Here is a 16244-nt window from a genome sequence, read left to right as displayed (position 1 = left end):
CGGGCTCCGAGGTCCGGACTCTGGTGGGATCAGCGCAGGGCGATGCTCTTGGCGCCTTCCTTGATGTGCACCGTATCGGTGAAGCGGGCGCTGCGGTCGAGGGAACTGATGATCAGGCTGCTGGTGCGGGTGCAGTCGGCCTCGAACACGACGCCCTTGAACAGCAGGCCAGGGGTGATGCCGCTGCCGGCGAAGACGACGTTCTCCCCGGAAGCCAGCTCCTCGGCCTCGTAGACCTTGTCGACGTCGGTGATGCCCATCTCGTTGAGCCGGGCGATGTTGCCCTCCTTGGTGTAGTCGGCCCACTCGCTGGTCTGGGCGACGGCGGGGTCGTACACCAGCTGGCCCTGGAAGTGGCCGCCCAAGCAGCGCAGGGCCGCGGCAGAAATCACCCCTTCGGGGGCGGCGCCGATGCCCATCAGGCAGTGGGTGCCGGTGCCGGCGAAGCCACAGGCGATGGCGGCCTGCACGTCACCGTCGCTGATCGGCTTGACCCGGGCGCCGGTGGCGCGGATCTCGGCGATCAGGTCCTTGTGGCGGGCGCGGTCCATGACCACGATGGTGAGCTCGCTGGGGGCCAGGCCGAGGACCTCGCTGAGGATGGCGATGTTCTCGGTGGCACTCTTGCGGATGTCCACCTTGCCCTTGGCGGCCGGGGGCGCCGCCAGCTTCTTCATGTAGAAGTCCGGCGCGTAGAACAGGCCGCCGCGATCACTGGCGGCGAGCACGGCCATCGAGCCGTCCTGGGCGTTGGCGCAGAGGTTGGTGCCCTCGCAGGGGTCGACGGCGAAGTCGACGCCGGGGCCGGTGCCGCTGCCGACTTCCTCACCGATGTACAGCATGGGCGCCTCGTCCCGCTCACCCTCACCGATCACGATCCGGCCCTGCATGGCGATGCTGCCCATGCGGGTGCGCATGGCCTCCACTGCCGCGGCATCAGCTTCGTCCTTCTTGCCGAGCCCGGTCAGGCGGGCGGAGGCGATGGCGGCCTGCTCGACGACTTCGAGCAGTTCCTGGATGAGAGTGCGATCCACAACGGTCCGGCAGGGGAAGGGGCCTCAACGAGGGGCCGGCACGCCGGAGGCGGACCGCAGGCAAAGCGGGGAACGTTCCAGCCGCTGCAAGGCCTCTCGGAATCGAAGCGGGGTCATCGTATCAGCGCGCCCGGGATCCCCCCGGGAGGCCCAAGGTGGGCGGCTCCTTACAATCGCCCCACTCTTCCGCTGCGGTGGCCGTCCATGAGCACCAAGCCCCTGGTGATCTCCCCGTCGATCCTCTCGGCCGACTTCTCCCGCCTCGGAGACGACGTCCGGGCCGTCGACGCCGCCGGTGCCGACTGGATCCATGTGGACGTGATGGACGGCCGCTTCGTGCCCAACATCACCATCGGCCCGCTGATCGTCGAGGCCCTGCGCCCGGTGACGACCAAGCCCCTCGACGTGCACCTGATGATCGTCGAGCCCGAGAAGTACGTGGCCGATTTCGCCAAGGCCGGCGCCGACATCATCAGTGTCCAGGTGGAGGCCTGCCCCCACCTGCACCGCAACCTCAGCCAGATCAAGGACCTCGGCAAGATGGCCGGCGCGGTGCTCAACCCCAGCACCCCCCTCGACACCCTCGAGTACTGCCTTGAGCTCTGTGATCTGGTGCTGATCATGAGCGTCAACCCAGGCTTCGGCGGCCAGAGCTTCATCCCCTCCCAGGTGGAGAAGATCCGCCAGCTGCGCCGCCTTTGCGACGAGCGGGGTCTCGATCCCTGGATCGAGGTGGATGGCGGCATCAAGGCCGGCAACGCCTGGCAGGTGATCGAGGCGGGCGCCAACGCGATCGTCAGCGGCTCCGGGGTCTTCGGCCACGCCGACTACGCCGAAGCCATCACCGGCATTCGCAACAGCCGTCGCCCCGAGCCGGCGTTGGTTTGAACGGTCAGGACCATTTGCCGGAGCGCCACGCACTGCCGATGGCGCCTTTCGAGCCCTGGCAGGCCTTCCGGTGATGCGGCGGAAGGGGTGCGACTTTCGAGCCGATCAGATTGTGCTCCTGTTCTTCGTGCGTCTCGCCATCACGGCTCAGCCGCGCCTGGCTCTTGATCAAGCCATAGGCATCCCCTCGGATGGAACATCCCGATGGGATCCCTATGTCCATCATTGACGCCTATGAACAGCGAGTTCTGATCTGCGAACCAGCCACTGGTGTCACGCCACCATACGGTCTGTTCCACAGTCTCCAAAAGGGAATTCCGCTCAGAAGCTTCCTACGCATCTGCTGCATCAATGCCACATAGCTAAGGAGAACCTGCCCAGTCGTTGCGACTAGGTTGACCAGAGATGTGTCAGGCCTCCTGAATCATGAAGAAGATTCTGCTGTCCATCCTGGTCTTCACCTCGGTCGTGGTGGGTGATCGGGCGGAAGCGAAAGTATCACTACTTCAGAACCTCTTCGTCTTCGGGGACAGCCTGAGCGATACGGGAAACAGCAGGAACGTGACGGAGAACTATGGCCAGATGAACAACCTGCCGCCTGGTTATCCACTCTTCTGGCCCCCTGACCCCCCTTATTCCATGGGCCGCAGTACCAACGGCCTCGTTGCGGCTGAATACCTTTGGCAGGCCTTCAACCCCCGCAGCCAGGGCCCGGTGGCCTCCCTGGAGGGCGGAACGAACTACGCCATCAATGGATCCACCACCGGGCTGGAGAATTTCAACAGTATCAGTCCAGGAGTCCTGCCAGGCTTCCGCCCTGCCTACAACAAACTCGGAGCTGCCTGGCAGCTCCAGGAGTTCGTCACACAGAGGCCCAGCTTCGCTCCAAGCAGCTCCCTGTTCATGGTGTGGTTATTCCCGAATGATCTCCTGTACTGGTTCAACTCAGGATTCATGACGCCTGGGACGGTGTCCGGTGGAGAAGGGAAGCCCGCGGATCCGAGCGGCCTGATCGTCAATGGCATCAGTAACATCGCAGGCACCATCGGAACCCTGGCCTCCTTCGGGGCCACCCAGTTCCTGGTACCGAACATGCCGGATCTGAGCCGCACCCCTCTCTTTCAGGGAGCACCAGATCCGCTGAGAGATCAGATCAGCGCCATCACTGATATTTTCAATGCTGGGCTGGAGTTAACATTGAACCAGCTGGAGAATGATCTGCAAGCGCAGAATCCCTCGATAGACATTATTTCATTCAACACCGAAGCGTTATTTGACACAGTTCTGGACGATCCATCGACCTATGGCTTCACCAATATCGAAGATCCATGCTTGACACGCGTGGAGACGGTGGTGCTCGTCTGCGATGCCCCCGATGCCTTCTTTTTCTGGGACGATTTCCATCCCACCACTGCCGCCCACCAGCTGTTCGGACAACGGTTTGCCGCCGCCATTGCCAGTCCCGTTCCGGGCCCCCTGACGGTCCTGGGGGTGGCTTCCGCCTTCGCCTGGTCCAGGCGACTGCGCCGCCGCGTTCGATCCAAGCGCTGACCGCTGCTCAGCTGCCCAGGAACCAGCCGTAGCTGTGCAGTCCGATGCCCAGCAGGTTGACGCCGATGTAACAGACGGCGATCACCACCAGGCCCGCCGAGGCCACGAGCGCCGGCCGGCGCCCCTGCCAGCCACGGATCAGGCGGGTGTGCAGGTAGGCGGCGTAGACCAGCCAGCAGATCAGGGCCCAGGTTTCCTTGGGGTCCCAGCTCCACCAGCTGCCCCAGGCCTCGTTGGCCCAGACCGCGCCGCTCACCAGGCCCACCGAGAGGAGCAGGAAGCCCACCGTGATCGTGCGGTAGCTGAGGCTGTCGAGCTGTTCACTGATGCGGAAGCTGCTGCTGCTGAGCGCCATGGCGCCGGGGCCGTCGCTGGCCAGCCGGGCCTGGCGGAAGCCGCCGCTGCCGATCGAGCTGCTGCGCAGCTCCAGATCCTCGTTGCGGTCGACGAACAGCACCGCCACCGACAGCAGCGAGCCCACCAGCAGGGCGGCATAGCTGACCATGATCACGCTGACGTGCATGACGAGCCAGCTGGAGCGCAGGGCCGGCACCAGGGGCGAGGCCTCCTGGAGGCGATCCGGCAGGGCGAAGCTGGCGAAGGCCACGCAGCCCAGGCCCATCGGTGTGGCCGCCGCCGCCACCAGGGGGTTGGGCCAGCTGCGCTCCACCAGCAGCTGGGTGAGGGTGCAGGCCCAGGCCAGGAAGCAGAGCGACTCGTAGAGGTTGCTGATCGGGAAGTGGCCCGACTCCCACCAGCGCAGCACCAGCTGGGCGGTGAGGCAGAGATTGGCCGAGGCCACCAGGATCCTGACCACCGGGTTGCTCTGGCCGCCGCTGACGGACCAGAAGGCGATGGGCAGCACCAGCAGGAGCAGGGCGAAGGCCGCGAGGCCGAGGCCGATGACCGGATCGTTCACCAAAGGAGCGGATCGAAACCGATCCACTTTGCCGTGTCGTCCCCCCGGTGGGGGCCTCAGCGGCTCGCCTGGCGCAGCAGCCAGAGTCCTCCGGCCAGGCCGATGACCACCGGCAGCCAGGCCGCCAGGAAGGGCATCAGGGTGCCCGTGATCCCCAGGGAGCTGAAGATGAAGGACATCAGGTAGTAGCCGAAGATCAGCAGGACGCTGATGCCGAAGCCCTGGCTGCGGCTGGTGCGGGAATTGGGGCGCACCCCGAGGCTGCTGCCGATCAGGCCGAACACCAGGCAGATGGCCGGGAAAGCAAACTTCTCCTGGATGCGCACCCGCAGCCGCCGCGCCTCTTTGGTGTTGTTGGCCTCCAGCAGCAGCCGCTCCGCCGTGAGGGCCTGGCCAACGGTCATGGTGCTGGCGTCGGTGGGCAGCTGGGCCACCTCGATCGGGTCCCGGGTGAAGGGGTAGAGGTAGCGGTCGAAGCTGGCGGAGGTGGTGGTGCCGCTGGCGACGTCGATGTTGGTGATGCGGCCCTTGTTGAACTCCCACATGCCCTCCTCCTCGTTCCACTTGCCGGTGAGCGCGGTGAGCATCTGCCGGTAGCCGTGGCGGGAGAAGTCGAGCAGGGTGACATCAAGCATGACCCCCTTGCGGAACTGGCGGGCATGGAAGATGTGGGTCAGCCACTTCACCGATTCGCCGTTGGCCAGCTTGACGTCGGTGAAGCGGGAATAGAGGGCGTTGTCGCTCTGCTCGGTGGCGATGGCCTTGCCGAGGGCCCGCTCCAGGCTGTTGGTGGCCGCCAGATTCGCCCGCGGCACGATCGCGTCGTTGAACACGAAGGTGAGGAGGGTCATCGCCAGGGCCAGGACCATGGCCGGCAGCACCATCCGACGGGTGCTCACCCCCACACTGCGCAGGGCGGTGAGTTCGCTGCTCCCCGACAGCCGGCTGTAGGCCAGCAGGGTGGCCATCAGGGTGGCCATCGGGAAGGAGAGGACCAGGAAGGAGGGAAGGCGCAGCAGCAGCACCCTGACGGCCGCCAGCACCGGCAGGCCGGATTCGGCCACCCGGCGCACCAGCTCGAACACCGCCCCCACCGAGAGGGACACGGCCGTGAAAGCGGCGATGCCGAACAGCAACGGGCCCAGCAGCTCCTGCAGCAGCCAGCGATCGAGCAGGGGCAGGTCCCGCCAGCGCGGCACCCGCTTCCACTCCCGCAGCCGCTCACCGCCCGGCAGCTGCAGCCAGGTGGGGCGCTTCTCCAGCAGGGCCCCCTTCAAAGCTGGAAACCCTCGCCGAGGTAATGACGCCGCACCAGGGGATCGTTGGCCACGGTATGGGAGGCACCGGAGGCAAGGATCCTGCCATCGGCCAGGATGTAAGCCCGGTCGGTGATCGCCAGGGTCTCCCGCACGTTGTGATCGGTGATCAGCACGCCCATACCCCGGCCTCGCAGGCTGTCGATGAGGGCCTGGAGATCGGCGACGGCCATGGGATCCACCCCCGCGAAGGGTTCGTCGAGCAGCAGGTAGCGGGGGCCCTGGTCGCCCACCGCCAGGGCCCGGGCCACCTCGCAGCGGCGCCGCTCCCCGCCGGAGAGCTGGAAGCCGCGGCGGTGCTGGAAGCCGCTGAGATGGAAGTCCTCGATCAGCACCTCCAGACGCCGGCGGCGCCCGGCTGGTTCCGAGCCGCTTTCCTGCAGGGCGAGCATCAGGTTGTCGCGGACGCTGAGCTGGCGGAACACGCTCGCCTCCTGGGGCAGGTAGCCGATGCCCAGACGGGCACGGCGGGGCATCGGCAGGTGGGCCACCGACTCCCCATCCAGCAGCACCTCACCGCAGTCGGGCCGCAGCAGGCCGGTGATCAGATTGAAGGTGGTGGTCTTGCCGGCCCCGTTCGGACCCAGCAGCCCCACCACTTCCCCCGGGCGAAGATCCAGGCTCACGTCGGTCACCAGGGGGCGGCCGGCGAGGGTGATCGCCACCCTCTCCAGAACCAGGCTCACGGCTTGGGGGGGGCAGGCTTGGCGGATCCCTGCTGCTGCAGGCGGAACTTGCTGAAGACCTGCTTGCCGGCCGGCGGCTCCGCCAGCATCCGCTCGCTGTCGAGCTGGTAGACCAACCGCTCCGCCCGCAGGCGCTGGCCGTCGGTGTCGATCACGTCGACATCGCCGGTGAGCACCAGGCGCCCCTCGTTGCTGAAGTACTGGGCCTGGCGCGAGGTGGCCGTCATGCCGCGATCGGCGTAGACGATGCGCACATTGCCTGTGGCGGTGACGATGCCGTTCTGGTTGTCGGCCTGCTGCACGTCGGACTCGATCGTGACCATGCCGGTGGCGGGCGCCTTGGGCCGCGGGGCCTGGGCCGTGCCGGCCGGCGCCTGGGCCGCGACAGGGCGGGACGGGAGCACCAGCAGGGCGGCGCCCACGAACCCCGCGGCGAGCACGAACAGCAGTGGGCGGGGGGGCAGGGTCAAGGTGGAAATCGTGGAGGCCTTGAGTGTGCTCAATGTACCGGCGCCGTGCCCGTTCCCCGCGCCACTTCCAGGCGCGGCAGGGGCAGGCCGCTGAGATCGGCCTGCTGCTGCAGGGCCTCCAGCCGCCGGGCGGCCAGGAGCCGGACGGGCCCAAGGGCCAGCCCCAGGGCCTCGTCGCCACAGCCCCGCAGCCGGCCCAGCCCCTCGCCCATCAGCACCGTGGCGCCGCGGCGGTTGTTGCGCTCGAGGTGCAGTTCGGCCACGGCGATCTGCAGCAGCCCCTGAAGCACGGGCCGCATCGGTCCCTGGGTCTCGTGCCAGAGCTCCTCGAAGCCGTCGTGGCAGGCGTACCACTCGGCCGCGTTGAAGTGCTCGACGGCCTGCCGCAGGCGGGGGTCGGCCTGCAGCAGGGTTTCCTCATCGGCGGACGGGGCGCCGGGGTTCAACGCTTGGCGGGCTTCTTCACCGGCATCTTGCGCAGCCGGATCGACTCGGGGGTGACCTCCAGCATCTCGTCGGGGCCGATATACTCCAGGGCCCGCTCCAGGGTCATCTGGATCGGCGACTGGAGGGTGTCGAGCACCTCGGCGCCGGCCGAGCGGATGTTGGTGACCTGCTTGGCCTTGCAGACGTTGAGTTCGAGGTCGGGCGGACGGTTGTGCTCGCCGACGATCATCCCCTTGTAGACCTTGGTGCCGGGGGTGATGAAGAACTGGCCCCGATCTTCGGCGCCCTTGAGGGCGTAGAAGGTGGCGGTGCCTTCCTCGAAGGCGATCAGGACGCCGTTGCGGCGGGCGTCGAAGTCGCCCTGCATGGGCCGGTAGTCGAGGAAGGAGTGGCTCATGATCCCCTCGCCGCGGCTGGCGCGGATGAATTCGCCCCGGAAGCCGATCAGGCCCCGGGAGGGAACCACGAACTCCAGCTGGGTGCGGCCGTCGCTGGTGGCCTCCATGTTCTGCATCTCGCCCTTGCGGATGCCCAGCTTCTCGATGCAGCTGCCCACCGCCTCCTCGGGCACGTCCATCACCAGGGTCTCGAACGGCTCGTGGGGTGTGCCGTCGATGGTGCGGAAGATCACCTGGGGCTGGGACACCTGGAACTCGAAGCCTTCGCGACGCATCGTCTCGATCAGGATGCCGAGGTGCAGCTCACCGCGGCCGCAGACCGAGAAGCGGTCAGGGGAGTCGGTGTCCTCGACGCGCAGGGCAACGTTGGTGAGCAGTTCCCGCTGCAGGCGGTCGCGCAGCTGACGGCTGGTGACGAACTTGCCTTCCTTGCCGGCGAAGGGGGAGTCGTTGACGACGAAGGTCATCTGCAGGGTGGGTTCGTCCACCTTGATCAGCGGCAGGGCTTCGGGGTGGTCGGGGCAGGCGATCGTCTCACCGATGTTGACCTCATCGAAGCCGGCGACGGCCACCAGATCACCCGCCCGGGCTTCGGGGATCTCCACCCGCTGCAGCCCTTGGAAGCCGAGCAGCTTGCTGATCCGGCCGCGCTTGATGCTGCCGTCGTCGCGGATCAGGGCGACATTCTGGCCGCCGGCGATCGTGCCGTTGTGGACCCGGCCGATCATGATCCGGCCGAGGAAATCGGAGTAGTCGAGGGTGGTGACCTGCATCTGCAGGGGCTTGGTGGGATCACCCACCGGCGGCGGAACATGCCGCAGGATGGCGTCGAAGAGCGGCTTCATGTTGTCGCTCTCAGTGGCCATGTCGGGCTTGGCGTAACCGCCCATGCCGCTGCCGAAGAGATAGGTGAAATCGCACTGGTCGTCGTCGGCGCCGAGCTCGATGAACAGATCGAGGACCTTGTCGACCGCCTGTTCGGGATCGACACGGGCCCGGTCGATCTTGTTGACGAACACGATCGGCCGCAGGCCCTTCTCCAGGGCCTTCTTAAGCACGAAGCGCGTCTGGGGCATGGGGCCTTCGTTGGCGTCCACGATCAGCAGACAGCCATCCACCATGCCCAGCACCCGCTCCACCTCACCGCCGAAGTCGGAGTGACCGGGGGTGTCGACGATGTTGATGCGGATGCCGTTGTAATCCACGGCGGTGTTCTTGGAGAGGATCGTGATCCCCCGCTCCCGCTCCAGATCGTTGGAATCGAGCACACAGGTGGGCACCGCTTCACCTTCGCGGAAGATGCCGGACTGCTCGAGCAGGGCATCCACCAAGGTGGTCTTGCCGTGGTCGACGTGGGCAATGATCGCGATATTGCGTATCGGGGCGCCTTTGATGTCGCCGCTCATGGGGATGTCGTCCTGCGAAGGTGTGGGAAGGGGTTCGACGGAATCGAATCGACGGTGGTCGTTTCCAGGGAAACGGGGCGTTGATGGCGAGACGAAGAAGACATGTCGCTGCCAACGTGGCGTTCAGCTGGACGTTTAGGGGTGGGCGGGACTGAAAGTCCGGGGCCCTGAAGAGGGACCGACCAGCGCTCTGCGCTTCGTCAGGGTTTTCGGGGAAACCCTGCCGCGCCGGCCCGGTGGGACATGTGGCGAACGTTGAAGCGATTCTTTATCCTACTCCCACCCCTTCCCAGGGCATCGGCGGCGGGTCCCCGAACCTCACGGCTCAGCGGGCCAGGCGCTGGGCCGGCTCGAACATCTCCAGGGCTTCGGTGGAACCTTCGAAGCGCCAGTGCCAGGGTTCGTAGCTCACGCCCTGGGGGTTGCCCCTGGGGAAGGAACGCACGAAGTGGAAGCGGGCCGCGTGGCGATCGAGCCAGCGGTAGGCCTCGGTGGTCTCGAAGCTCTCCATCAGATTGGTGGATGGCAGGCGACCGTCCCCCAGATCCACGGCGAAGCCGGTGCTGTGCTCGGAGAAGCCGGGCGGCGCACTGACCCGGGCCCGGTCGGCGGAGGTCTGGTTGCGTTCGGCCTTGACATCGAAGAACAGCTGCTTCTGCAGCTCGACGCTGCGCCAGGCGCTCAGCACGGTCAGGACGACACCGTCGGCATCGGCGGCGGCGCGCATGGCCTCGAGGGCACGGGCCGCCTCCGGCCGCAGGCGCAGTCCGGGGGCGATGGCCACCAGGTCGGCGGGCTCGGCCTCGGGGTAGGGAAAGTGGCCGAGCAGCCGACCGTCCGGCCCGAGACGGGCCGACAGACCCGGAACGGGCGTGGGCGTGATCCAGGTGCGCAGGGGGCCAATCAGCAGCAGAACGGCGCCACCGGCCAGCAGGGCTCCCGTGAGCCCCACCTGGGCGATCCGCCTGGGGAGGGAGGCCGGCCGGCGCGGGCGGGGCGTGGTGCGCCGGGCCAGCGGGATGTCGTCACCGAGGGGCATCACCGGCTGGCATCAGAAGCTGGCCTCAACGGCCGGCCAGCAGCGACGGGCCTCGGCGGAGCGTGGGCGGACATTCCCTCAGCCGCGAGCGACCCACCATCTTAGTTCGGGGTCATTTCATAGGTTTCTGTACCGGTCGGTTACCCGCACGGCGGTGTTAGCTTCCAACCCACATCCCAATGGCGGAGCAGGTTTCAAGATGTTGCGAGTGGCAGTCGTGGGCGGCGGCCCCAGCGGTTCCTGTGCTGCGGAAGTTCTCGCCAAGGCCGGCATCGAGACCTGGCTGTTCGAGCGCAAGCTCGACAACGCCAAACCCTGCGGTGGAGCGATCCCCTTGTGCATGGTCGAGGAATTCGACCTGCCGGAATCGATCATCGACCGCAAGGTGCGGAACATGCGGATGATCTCTCCCTCCAACCGGGAGGTGGACATCCATCTGGAGAACAGCAACGAATACATCGGCATGTGCCGCCGGGAGGTTCTCGACGGCTTCCTGCGCAACCGGGCCGCCGAACTGGGCGCCCACCTGGTCAACGGGCTGGTGCAGAGCATCGACACCGGCAACCAGCGCCAGGGTCCCTATACCCTCCACTACGCCGATTACTCCTCCGGCGGCCCCACCGGTGAACTGAAGACCCTGGAGGTGGATCTGATCGTCGGCGCCGACGGGGCCAACAGCCGGGTGGCCAAGGCCATGGACGCCGGTGACTACAACGTGGCGATCGCCTTCCAGGAGCGGATCCGGCTCCCCGCCGAGGAGATGGCCTACTACGAGGATCTGGCCGAGATGTACGTCGGCACCGACGTGTCGCCCGATTTCTATGCCTGGGTCTTCCCCAAGTACGACCACGTGGCGGTGGGCACCGGCACCATGCAGGCCAACCAGTCCCTGATCAAGGGGCTCCAGAAGGGCATCCGCGAACGGGCCAGCCGCCGGCTGCTGCGGGGTGAGGTGATCAAGGTGGAGGCCCACCCGATCCCCGAGCATCCCCGCCCCCGGCGGGTGGTGGGCCGCATGGCCCTGGTGGGCGATGCCGCCGGTTACGTCACCAAGAGCTCCGGCGAAGGCATCTACTTCGCCGCCAAGAGCGGCCGGATGTGCGCCGAGGAGATCGTCGCCGCCAGCGCCTCCGGCAGCCGTATCCCCACCGAGAAGGATCTCAAGGTCTACATCCGCAAGTGGGACCGCAAGTACGGCGCCACCTACAAGGTGCTGGAGCTGCTGCAGAACATCTTCTACAGCAACGATGCCGCCCGCGAGGCGTTCGTCGAGATGTGCGACGACAAGGACGTGCAACGCCTCACCTTCGACAGCTACCTCTACAAGCGGGTGGTGGCGATGAATCCCTGGCAGCAGATCAAGCTCACCGTGCTCACCCTGGGGGCGGTGCTGCGGGGTCAGGCCCTGGCTCCCGCCGGCTACAAGCCGGTCCCCAGCGCCGTGCGCTCGGTGGAGGAGGCCGAAGCGATCCTGGCGGCCGCCGAGCCCCGCTCGGCGATGAAGCCGGCCGGCGTCCATGCCGTCACGCCGCCCGTGGATCCCGATCCCGATTCCGTCAAGGAGCCCGTGCTGGTCGCCAAGTGACAGCCAGGCCGGCCTGGGGACATCCTCAGGCCGCACCTTTCATCGAGGCGGGGCTGAGCGGCTAACCATCAGCTTGTCGACCCGGTTGCCGTCCATGTCGACGACTTCGATGCGCAGGCCGTCCCACTCGAAACAATCTCCGGCCCGGGGGATGTGCTCCAGGTAGTGCATCACGAACCCTCCCAGGGTCTGGTAGCCGCCCCGGACCTCCTCCGGCAGCCGGCCTTTCCCCACCAGTTCCTTGAAGTCGGCGATGTCCAGGGCTCCGTCGAGGAGCCAGGATCCGTCCTGGCGAACGATGATCATCGGGTCCTCCCGGTCCTGGCCGGAGGAGAGATCACCGACGATCGCCTCCATCATGTCGTTGAGGGTCACCAGCCCTTCAATACCGCCGAATTCGTCGGTGACCAGGGCGATGTGGACGCCCGTGCTCTTGAACTGCTCGATCAGCTTCAGGGCCCGGGTGCTCTCGCCCACGTAGAGGGGCGGCTGCAGCAGGGCCTCGATGTCCCGGGGCCCGTCGCTGAGCTGGGCCGCCAGCAGGGTGCGGCCCCGGACCACGCCCACGCAGTCGTCGAGGTTGCCGTGGGCCACCGGGAACAGGGAGTGGTTCACCTCCATCACCCGCTGCAGGTGGGTCTGGGGAGATTCGGCCAGGTCCAGCCAGCAGATGTCGGTGCGCGGCGTCATGATCGCCTTGACGGGTCGATCGGCCAGGCGGAACACCCGCTCCACTATGGCGTGCTCGGCCACCTCGAACAGGCCGGATTCCGTACCCCGGCGCAGCAGGGTCCTGATCTCCTCCTCGGTGATCTCCGGTTCACCGGTCTCGCCGATGCCCATCAGGCCGAGAAGGCGATCGGTGGAGGCCCCCAGAAGGTGGGCCAGGGGGGCCATCCAGCGCGACAGGGCACGCATCGGAGGCGCCACGGCGCAGGCGATGCGCTCCGGGTCGCTCAGGGCGATGCGCTTCGGCACCAGTTCCCCCAACACCAGGGAGAGGAAGGTGATCGCGGTGACCACGAGTCCAAGGGACAGGGGGTCGGCCCAGGCCCGCAGCGGCGGTACGGCCTCCAGCAGCGGCCGCAGGCCCTCAGCCACCCGTGAGCCGCCCAGGGCACCACTGAGAATGCCGATCAATGTGATGCCGATCTGCACCGTCGAAAGAAAATCGTTGGGGGATCGGATTAGTTTCAGAGCCACTTCCGCCTTGTGGTCCCCGGCCGCCGCCTGGTGCTCAAGGCGCAATCTCCGAGCCGACATCATCGCCAACTCCGAACCCGAAAAGATCCCGTTGATCAGAATCAGAAGAACAATCAGAACACCGTCGAACAGCATCGGCAATTTCAGTGATGGCCCCTCGGCCAGCGGTCGGAGAGAACAGTCAAGTTAGGGGACGCCGGCTGCAGGTCCGTGCCGGAAGACCCTTCTCCGAAGTCCTGGGAGCCCTCCCATCCAGCCGATTCCCCCCACACGACGATGCCGCCCAACCCGCAGCGACGATCTCCGATGCATTGGCAGCCCCTGGGCGAGCGGAACCGACAACCGGAGTGGATGGACCAGGAGGGCATCGACGCCCCTGCCCATGAGCAGGCCCTCAAGGGTCTGCGACGGATCAATGCCCTCAGCGGCGCGGTGGGGTGCCTGTTCACCCCGGTCGAGGCCCTGGCCGCCGCCCTCGGCCCCGACCGGCCCCTGCGGATCCTGGATGTGGCCTGCGGAGGCGGCGACAACACCATCACCCTGGCGGAACGCTGCCGCAGAGGCGGGCTGGCGGTGCAGGTCAACGGTTGCGACCGCAGCGAGCAGGCGGTGGCCATCGCCAGTCGCCACGGCGCCGGCACCTCCGTGGGCAGCACCTTTTTCCAGGCCGACGTTCTGGTGGATCCCCTGCCGGCGGATTACGACATCATGGTCTGCACCCTGTTCCTGCACCATCTCGAGGACGCCGACGCCGTCGCGCTGCTCCGCCGCCTGGGCCAGAGCAGCCGCCACCTGGTGCTGGTGAACGACCTGATCCGCAGTCCTCTGGGCTATGGACTGGCCTGGGTGGGTTGCCGCCTGCTGAGCCGCTCAGCGATCGTGCATTTCGATGGGCCCGTTTCGGTGCAAGGGGCCTTCCGGATGGATGAAGCGCTTGATCTGGCGGCGCGGGCCGGCCTCGGCGGCGCCACCATCCAACACAGCTGGCCCGAGCGCTTCCTGCTCAGCTGGCGCCGTCCTGTTCGGGCGGTGGAGGCACCGTGACGGCTCCGCCGTGGGATGTGATCGTGATCGGGGCCGGACCCGCCGGGTCCCTGGCGGCCCACCAGCTCGCCCGGCAAGGGCTGCGGCTGCTGCTGGTGGAGAAGCGCGGCTTCCCCCGCTGGAAGGTCTGCGGCACCTGTCTCAATGGGGTGGCCCTCGGGGCCCTGGCGCAGGCCGGCTTACCAGACCTGGTTGACCGCCTCGGTGGTGTGCCCCTCACCCGCCTGCACCTCGGACTGCAGCGGCATCAGGCGGAGCTGGAGCTCCCTCTGGGCCGCTCCGTGTCGCGGGGCTGCCTCGACCTGGCCCTGGGTGAGGCGGCGGTGGCCGAGGGCGTGGTGTGGCGGACGAACACCGAAGCCACGGTGGCGGGGCCCTGCCCCGGTGGCCGGGAGGTGCGGCTGCACAGCGGCGCGGTGTCGGAACGCACCAGCGCCCGGGTCGTGCTGGTGGCCACCGGGCTGGGCAGCCCGGGACTGCCCCCGGCCGTCGGGATCCGCCGTCGGGTCCAGCCCCACTCCAGGGTCGGGGCCGGTTGCCGTCTGGACACCGGGGCCGGAAGCTATGGGCGGGGCACGATCCACATGGCGATCGGCCGGCATGGCTACGTGGGGCTGGTGCGCACCGAAACCGGCGCGATCAACCTGGCGGCCGCCTTCGATCGGAACCATCTGATCCAGACCGGTGGAGCGGCCGCCGCCGCCGCGGGTGTGCTGGCGGAGGCGGGCTTCGAGCCTGTTCCCGAGGCCTGTGCGGCCTCCTGGCGGGCCACGCCGGCCCTCACCGCCCGGTGTTGGCCCCCGGTGGCCGAGCGGCTGCTGCTGCTGGGGGACGCCGCCAGTTATGTCGAACCGTTCACGGGGGAAGGGATGGGCTGGGCCCTGCTGGGGGCCCTGGCGGCGGTGCCGCTGGCGCTGCAAGGCCAAGGCCCGTGGAGCAGGGAGCTCGAGCGGCAATGGGTCCGGCGTCAAGGGCAGCTGATCGGATCGCGCCAGCGCTCCTGCCGAGCCCTGGCTTTCGCCTTGCGCCGGCCTGGCCTCAGCCGCTGGGCCCTGGCGGCGGTGGAGCGCTGGCCGTCCTTGGCCGCCCCCTTCCTGCATGCCTTCGACGGCGCCGGCCTGAAGACCCTGGTTCCCGAACCATGTCCCTGACGATCCAGGGGCTGGGAACGGCCCTGCCTCCTGAACGGATCGCCCAGGCCGATGCCGCCAGCATCGCGGCGGAGGTGGCCCTGCCCCACCAGACCCCCTCCCCAGGCCAGCGCCGCCTGCTGGAGACCCTGCACCGCCGCTCGGGTGTCGCCAGCCGCCACAGCGTGCTGCTCCAGCCCGCCGGCAACGACCCCCGGCAGACCTTCTTCGGCACCACCAGCCCCGGCACCAAGGAGCGGATGCGGCGCTACGCCCTCGAAGCCCCGCCCCTGGCCCTGCGGGCCGTCCAGGCGGCCCTGGCGCAGGCCCGGCTGCCTGCCGAGCGGGTCACCCACCTGGTCACGGTCTCCTGCAGCGGCTTCCATGCCCCCGGCGTCGATCTGGCCCTGATGGCCGCCCTGCCGCTGGACGCCGACGTGGCCCGGACCCATGTGGGATTCATGGGTTGCCACGGTGCCCTGAATGGACTGAGGGTGGCCGCCGGGTTCACCGGTGCCGCACCGGAGGCCTGTGTGCTGTTGTGCGCCGTCGAGCTCTGCAGCCTCCATCTCCAGTACGGCTGGGATGCGGAACGGATCGTGGCCAATGGCCTGTTCGCCGATGGCGCCGCCGCCCTGGTCGCCACGGGGGAGCCGCCGGCGCTGCGGGCTGCCCCAACGACGCCGCTGGGGCGGCTGGTCGCCAGCGGCTCCCTGCTGGTGCCCGCCAGCACGGAGGCCATGTCCTGGGAGATCGGGGACCACGGCTTCGCCATGGGTCTGTCCCCGCAGGTGCCTGACCTGATCGGCGCGCATCTGCGGCCCTGGCTGGAGGGGTGGCTGGCTGGCCACAACCTCAGCCTCGACGCCATCGGCTGCTGGGCCGTGCACCCCGGTGGCCCCCGGATCCTCTCGTCGGTCACCAAGGGCCTGGACCTTGATCCACGGCTGATTGAACCCTCGCGGTCGGTGCTGCGGGACTACGGCAACATGTCGTCCCCGACCCTGCTGTTCATCCTCGAGCGCCTGCAGCGCAGCGGCGCCTCCGGACCCTGTCTGGCCATGGCCTTCGGACCCGGCCTATGCATCGAGGTGGCGCTGCTGGCCTGAGGCGGAGGCGGGGCACCCG

General features: G+C 67.9%; 16 protein-coding genes. 6 read left to right on the top strand and 10 right to left on the bottom strand.

Going from position 1 to position 16244, the window contains the following annotated elements:
• Window positions 1-29 precede the first annotated feature (29 nt).
• Window positions 30-1034, bottom strand: coding sequence for a class II fructose-bisphosphatase (gene glpX, locus CYAGR_RS02360; RefSeq protein ID WP_015108163.1), 1005 nt, complete (start codon window positions 1032-1034; stop codon window positions 30-32).
• Window positions 1035-1238: 204 nt separating this feature from the next.
• On the opposite strand from glpX, the gene rpe reads away from it, so the two are divergent.
• Window positions 1239-1922: a ribulose-phosphate 3-epimerase gene (rpe, locus tag CYAGR_RS02355; RefSeq protein ID WP_015108162.1), complete on the top strand. Its 684-nt coding sequence runs from the start codon at window positions 1239-1241 to the stop codon at window positions 1920-1922.
• 4 nt (window positions 1923-1926) lie between these two features.
• On the opposite strand, the gene CYAGR_RS18095 is transcribed toward rpe, so the two are convergent.
• A complete protein-coding gene (locus CYAGR_RS18095; RefSeq protein WP_156818362.1) occupies window positions 1927-2094 on the bottom strand; it encodes a hypothetical protein in 168 nt (55 codons plus the stop codon).
• A 254-nt stretch (window positions 2095-2348) separates the two neighbouring features.
• On the opposite strand from CYAGR_RS18095, the gene CYAGR_RS02350 reads away from it, so the two are divergent.
• Complete coding sequence (locus tag CYAGR_RS02350; RefSeq protein WP_015108161.1) at window positions 2349-3473, top strand: SGNH/GDSL hydrolase family protein; 1125 nt, start codon at window positions 2349-2351, stop codon at window positions 3471-3473.
• Between the two features lie 7 nt (window positions 3474-3480).
• On the opposite strand, the gene ccsB is transcribed toward CYAGR_RS02350, so the two are convergent.
• The 7 genes from ccsB to CYAGR_RS02315 all read right to left on the bottom strand — a co-directional run bounded on the left by ccsB (window position 3481) and on the right by CYAGR_RS02315 (window position 10154).
• The gene (gene ccsB, locus CYAGR_RS02345; RefSeq protein ID WP_043326237.1) at window positions 3481-4392 is read right to left on the bottom strand and encodes a c-type cytochrome biogenesis protein CcsB; all 912 of its coding nucleotides are present in this window, start codon (window positions 4390-4392) and stop codon (window positions 3481-3483) included.
• Between the two features lie 56 nt (window positions 4393-4448).
• The gene (locus CYAGR_RS02340; RefSeq protein WP_043326235.1) at window positions 4449-5609 is read right to left on the bottom strand and encodes an LptF/LptG family permease; all 1161 of its coding nucleotides are present in this window, start codon (window positions 5607-5609) and stop codon (window positions 4449-4451) included.
• Window positions 5610-5665: 56 nt separating this feature from the next.
• On the bottom strand, window positions 5666-6394 hold the full coding sequence (gene lptB / locus CYAGR_RS02335) for an LPS export ABC transporter ATP-binding protein (RefSeq protein ID WP_015108158.1): 729 nt from the start codon (window positions 6392-6394) through the stop codon (window positions 5666-5668).
• A complete protein-coding gene (gene lptC, locus CYAGR_RS02330) occupies window positions 6391-6864 on the bottom strand; it encodes an LPS export ABC transporter periplasmic protein LptC (protein WP_156818361.1) in 474 nt (157 codons plus the stop codon). Before lptC ends, lptB begins: the two co-directional genes overlap by 4 nt.
• Before the next feature lie 29 nt (window positions 6865-6893).
• On the bottom strand, window positions 6894-7310 hold the full coding sequence (locus CYAGR_RS02325; protein WP_015108156.1) for a DUF309 domain-containing protein: 417 nt from the start codon (window positions 7308-7310) through the stop codon (window positions 6894-6896).
• Complete coding sequence (typA, locus tag CYAGR_RS02320) at window positions 7307-9115, bottom strand: translational GTPase TypA (RefSeq protein WP_015108155.1); 1809 nt, start codon at window positions 9113-9115, stop codon at window positions 7307-7309. The genes CYAGR_RS02325 and typA overlap by 4 nt, the downstream gene beginning before the upstream one ends.
• Window positions 9116-9440: 325 nt before the next feature.
• Window positions 9441-10154, bottom strand: a complete 714-nt coding sequence (locus CYAGR_RS02315; protein ID WP_015108154.1) for a M15 family metallopeptidase — start codon at window positions 10152-10154, stop codon at window positions 9441-9443.
• Window positions 10155-10353: 199 nt separating this feature from the next.
• Between CYAGR_RS02315 and chlP the strand changes: the two genes are divergently transcribed.
• Entirely contained in the window at window positions 10354-11739 is a 1386-nt protein-coding gene (chlP, locus tag CYAGR_RS02310; RefSeq protein WP_015108153.1) for a geranylgeranyl reductase, read from the top strand.
• 39 nt (window positions 11740-11778) lie between these two features.
• On the opposite strand, the gene CYAGR_RS02305 is transcribed toward chlP, so the two are convergent.
• Entirely contained in the window at window positions 11779-13077 is a 1299-nt protein-coding gene (locus CYAGR_RS02305) for a hemolysin family protein (protein WP_015108152.1), read from the bottom strand.
• Between the two features lie 171 nt (window positions 13078-13248).
• Here CYAGR_RS02305 and CYAGR_RS02300 point away from each other — a divergent pair, with 171 nt between their 5' ends.
• Genes CYAGR_RS02300 through CYAGR_RS02290 form a run of 3 tightly spaced genes read left to right on the top strand, consistent with a single transcriptional unit; the run spans window position 13249 to window position 16225 of the window.
• Window positions 13249-13986: a methyltransferase domain-containing protein gene (locus CYAGR_RS02300; protein WP_043325341.1), complete on the top strand. Its 738-nt coding sequence runs from the start codon at window positions 13249-13251 to the stop codon at window positions 13984-13986.
• Complete coding sequence (locus tag CYAGR_RS02295) at window positions 13983-15137, top strand: NAD(P)/FAD-dependent oxidoreductase (RefSeq protein ID WP_015108150.1); 1155 nt, start codon at window positions 13983-13985, stop codon at window positions 15135-15137. The genes CYAGR_RS02300 and CYAGR_RS02295 overlap by 4 nt, the downstream gene beginning before the upstream one ends.
• Entirely contained in the window at window positions 15128-16225 is a 1098-nt protein-coding gene (locus CYAGR_RS02290; RefSeq protein WP_015108149.1) for a type III polyketide synthase, read from the top strand. Before CYAGR_RS02295 ends, CYAGR_RS02290 begins: the two co-directional genes overlap by 10 nt.
• Window positions 16226-16244 lie beyond the last annotated feature (19 nt).

Origin of the sequence: Cyanobium gracile PCC 6307, assembly GCF_000316515.1 — a bacterium.
Taxonomy (GTDB): domain Bacteria; phylum Cyanobacteriota; class Cyanobacteriia; order PCC-6307; family Cyanobiaceae; genus Cyanobium; species Cyanobium gracile.
Note: the sequence above shows the minus strand (reverse complement) of the source record. Positions and strands in the feature narration are given on the sequence as shown.

Excerpts from the sequence above, each read along its gene's own strand:
- rpe (WP_015108162.1), top strand. The coding sequence starts at position 1,239 with ATGAGCACCAAGCCCCTGGTGATCTCCCCGTCGATCCTCTCGGCCGAC.
- CYAGR_RS02350 (WP_015108161.1), top strand. The coding sequence starts at position 2,349 with ATGAAGAAGATTCTGCTGTCCATCCTGGTCTTCACCTCGGTCGTGGTG.
- typA (WP_015108155.1), bottom strand. The coding sequence starts at position 9,115 with ATGAGCGGCGACATCAAAGGCGCCCCGATACGCAATATCGCGATCATT.
- CYAGR_RS02315 (WP_015108154.1), bottom strand. The coding sequence starts at position 10,154 with ATGCCCCTCGGTGACGACATCCCGCTGGCCCGGCGCACCACGCCCCGC.
- chlP (WP_015108153.1), top strand. The coding sequence starts at position 10,354 with ATGTTGCGAGTGGCAGTCGTGGGCGGCGGCCCCAGCGGTTCCTGTGCT.
- CYAGR_RS02305 (WP_015108152.1), bottom strand. The coding sequence starts at position 13,077 with ATGCTGTTCGACGGTGTTCTGATTGTTCTTCTGATTCTGATCAACGGG.
- CYAGR_RS02300 (WP_043325341.1), top strand. The coding sequence starts at position 13,249 with ATGCATTGGCAGCCCCTGGGCGAGCGGAACCGACAACCGGAGTGGATG.
- CYAGR_RS02290 (WP_015108149.1), top strand. The coding sequence starts at position 15,128 with ATGTCCCTGACGATCCAGGGGCTGGGAACGGCCCTGCCTCCTGAACGG.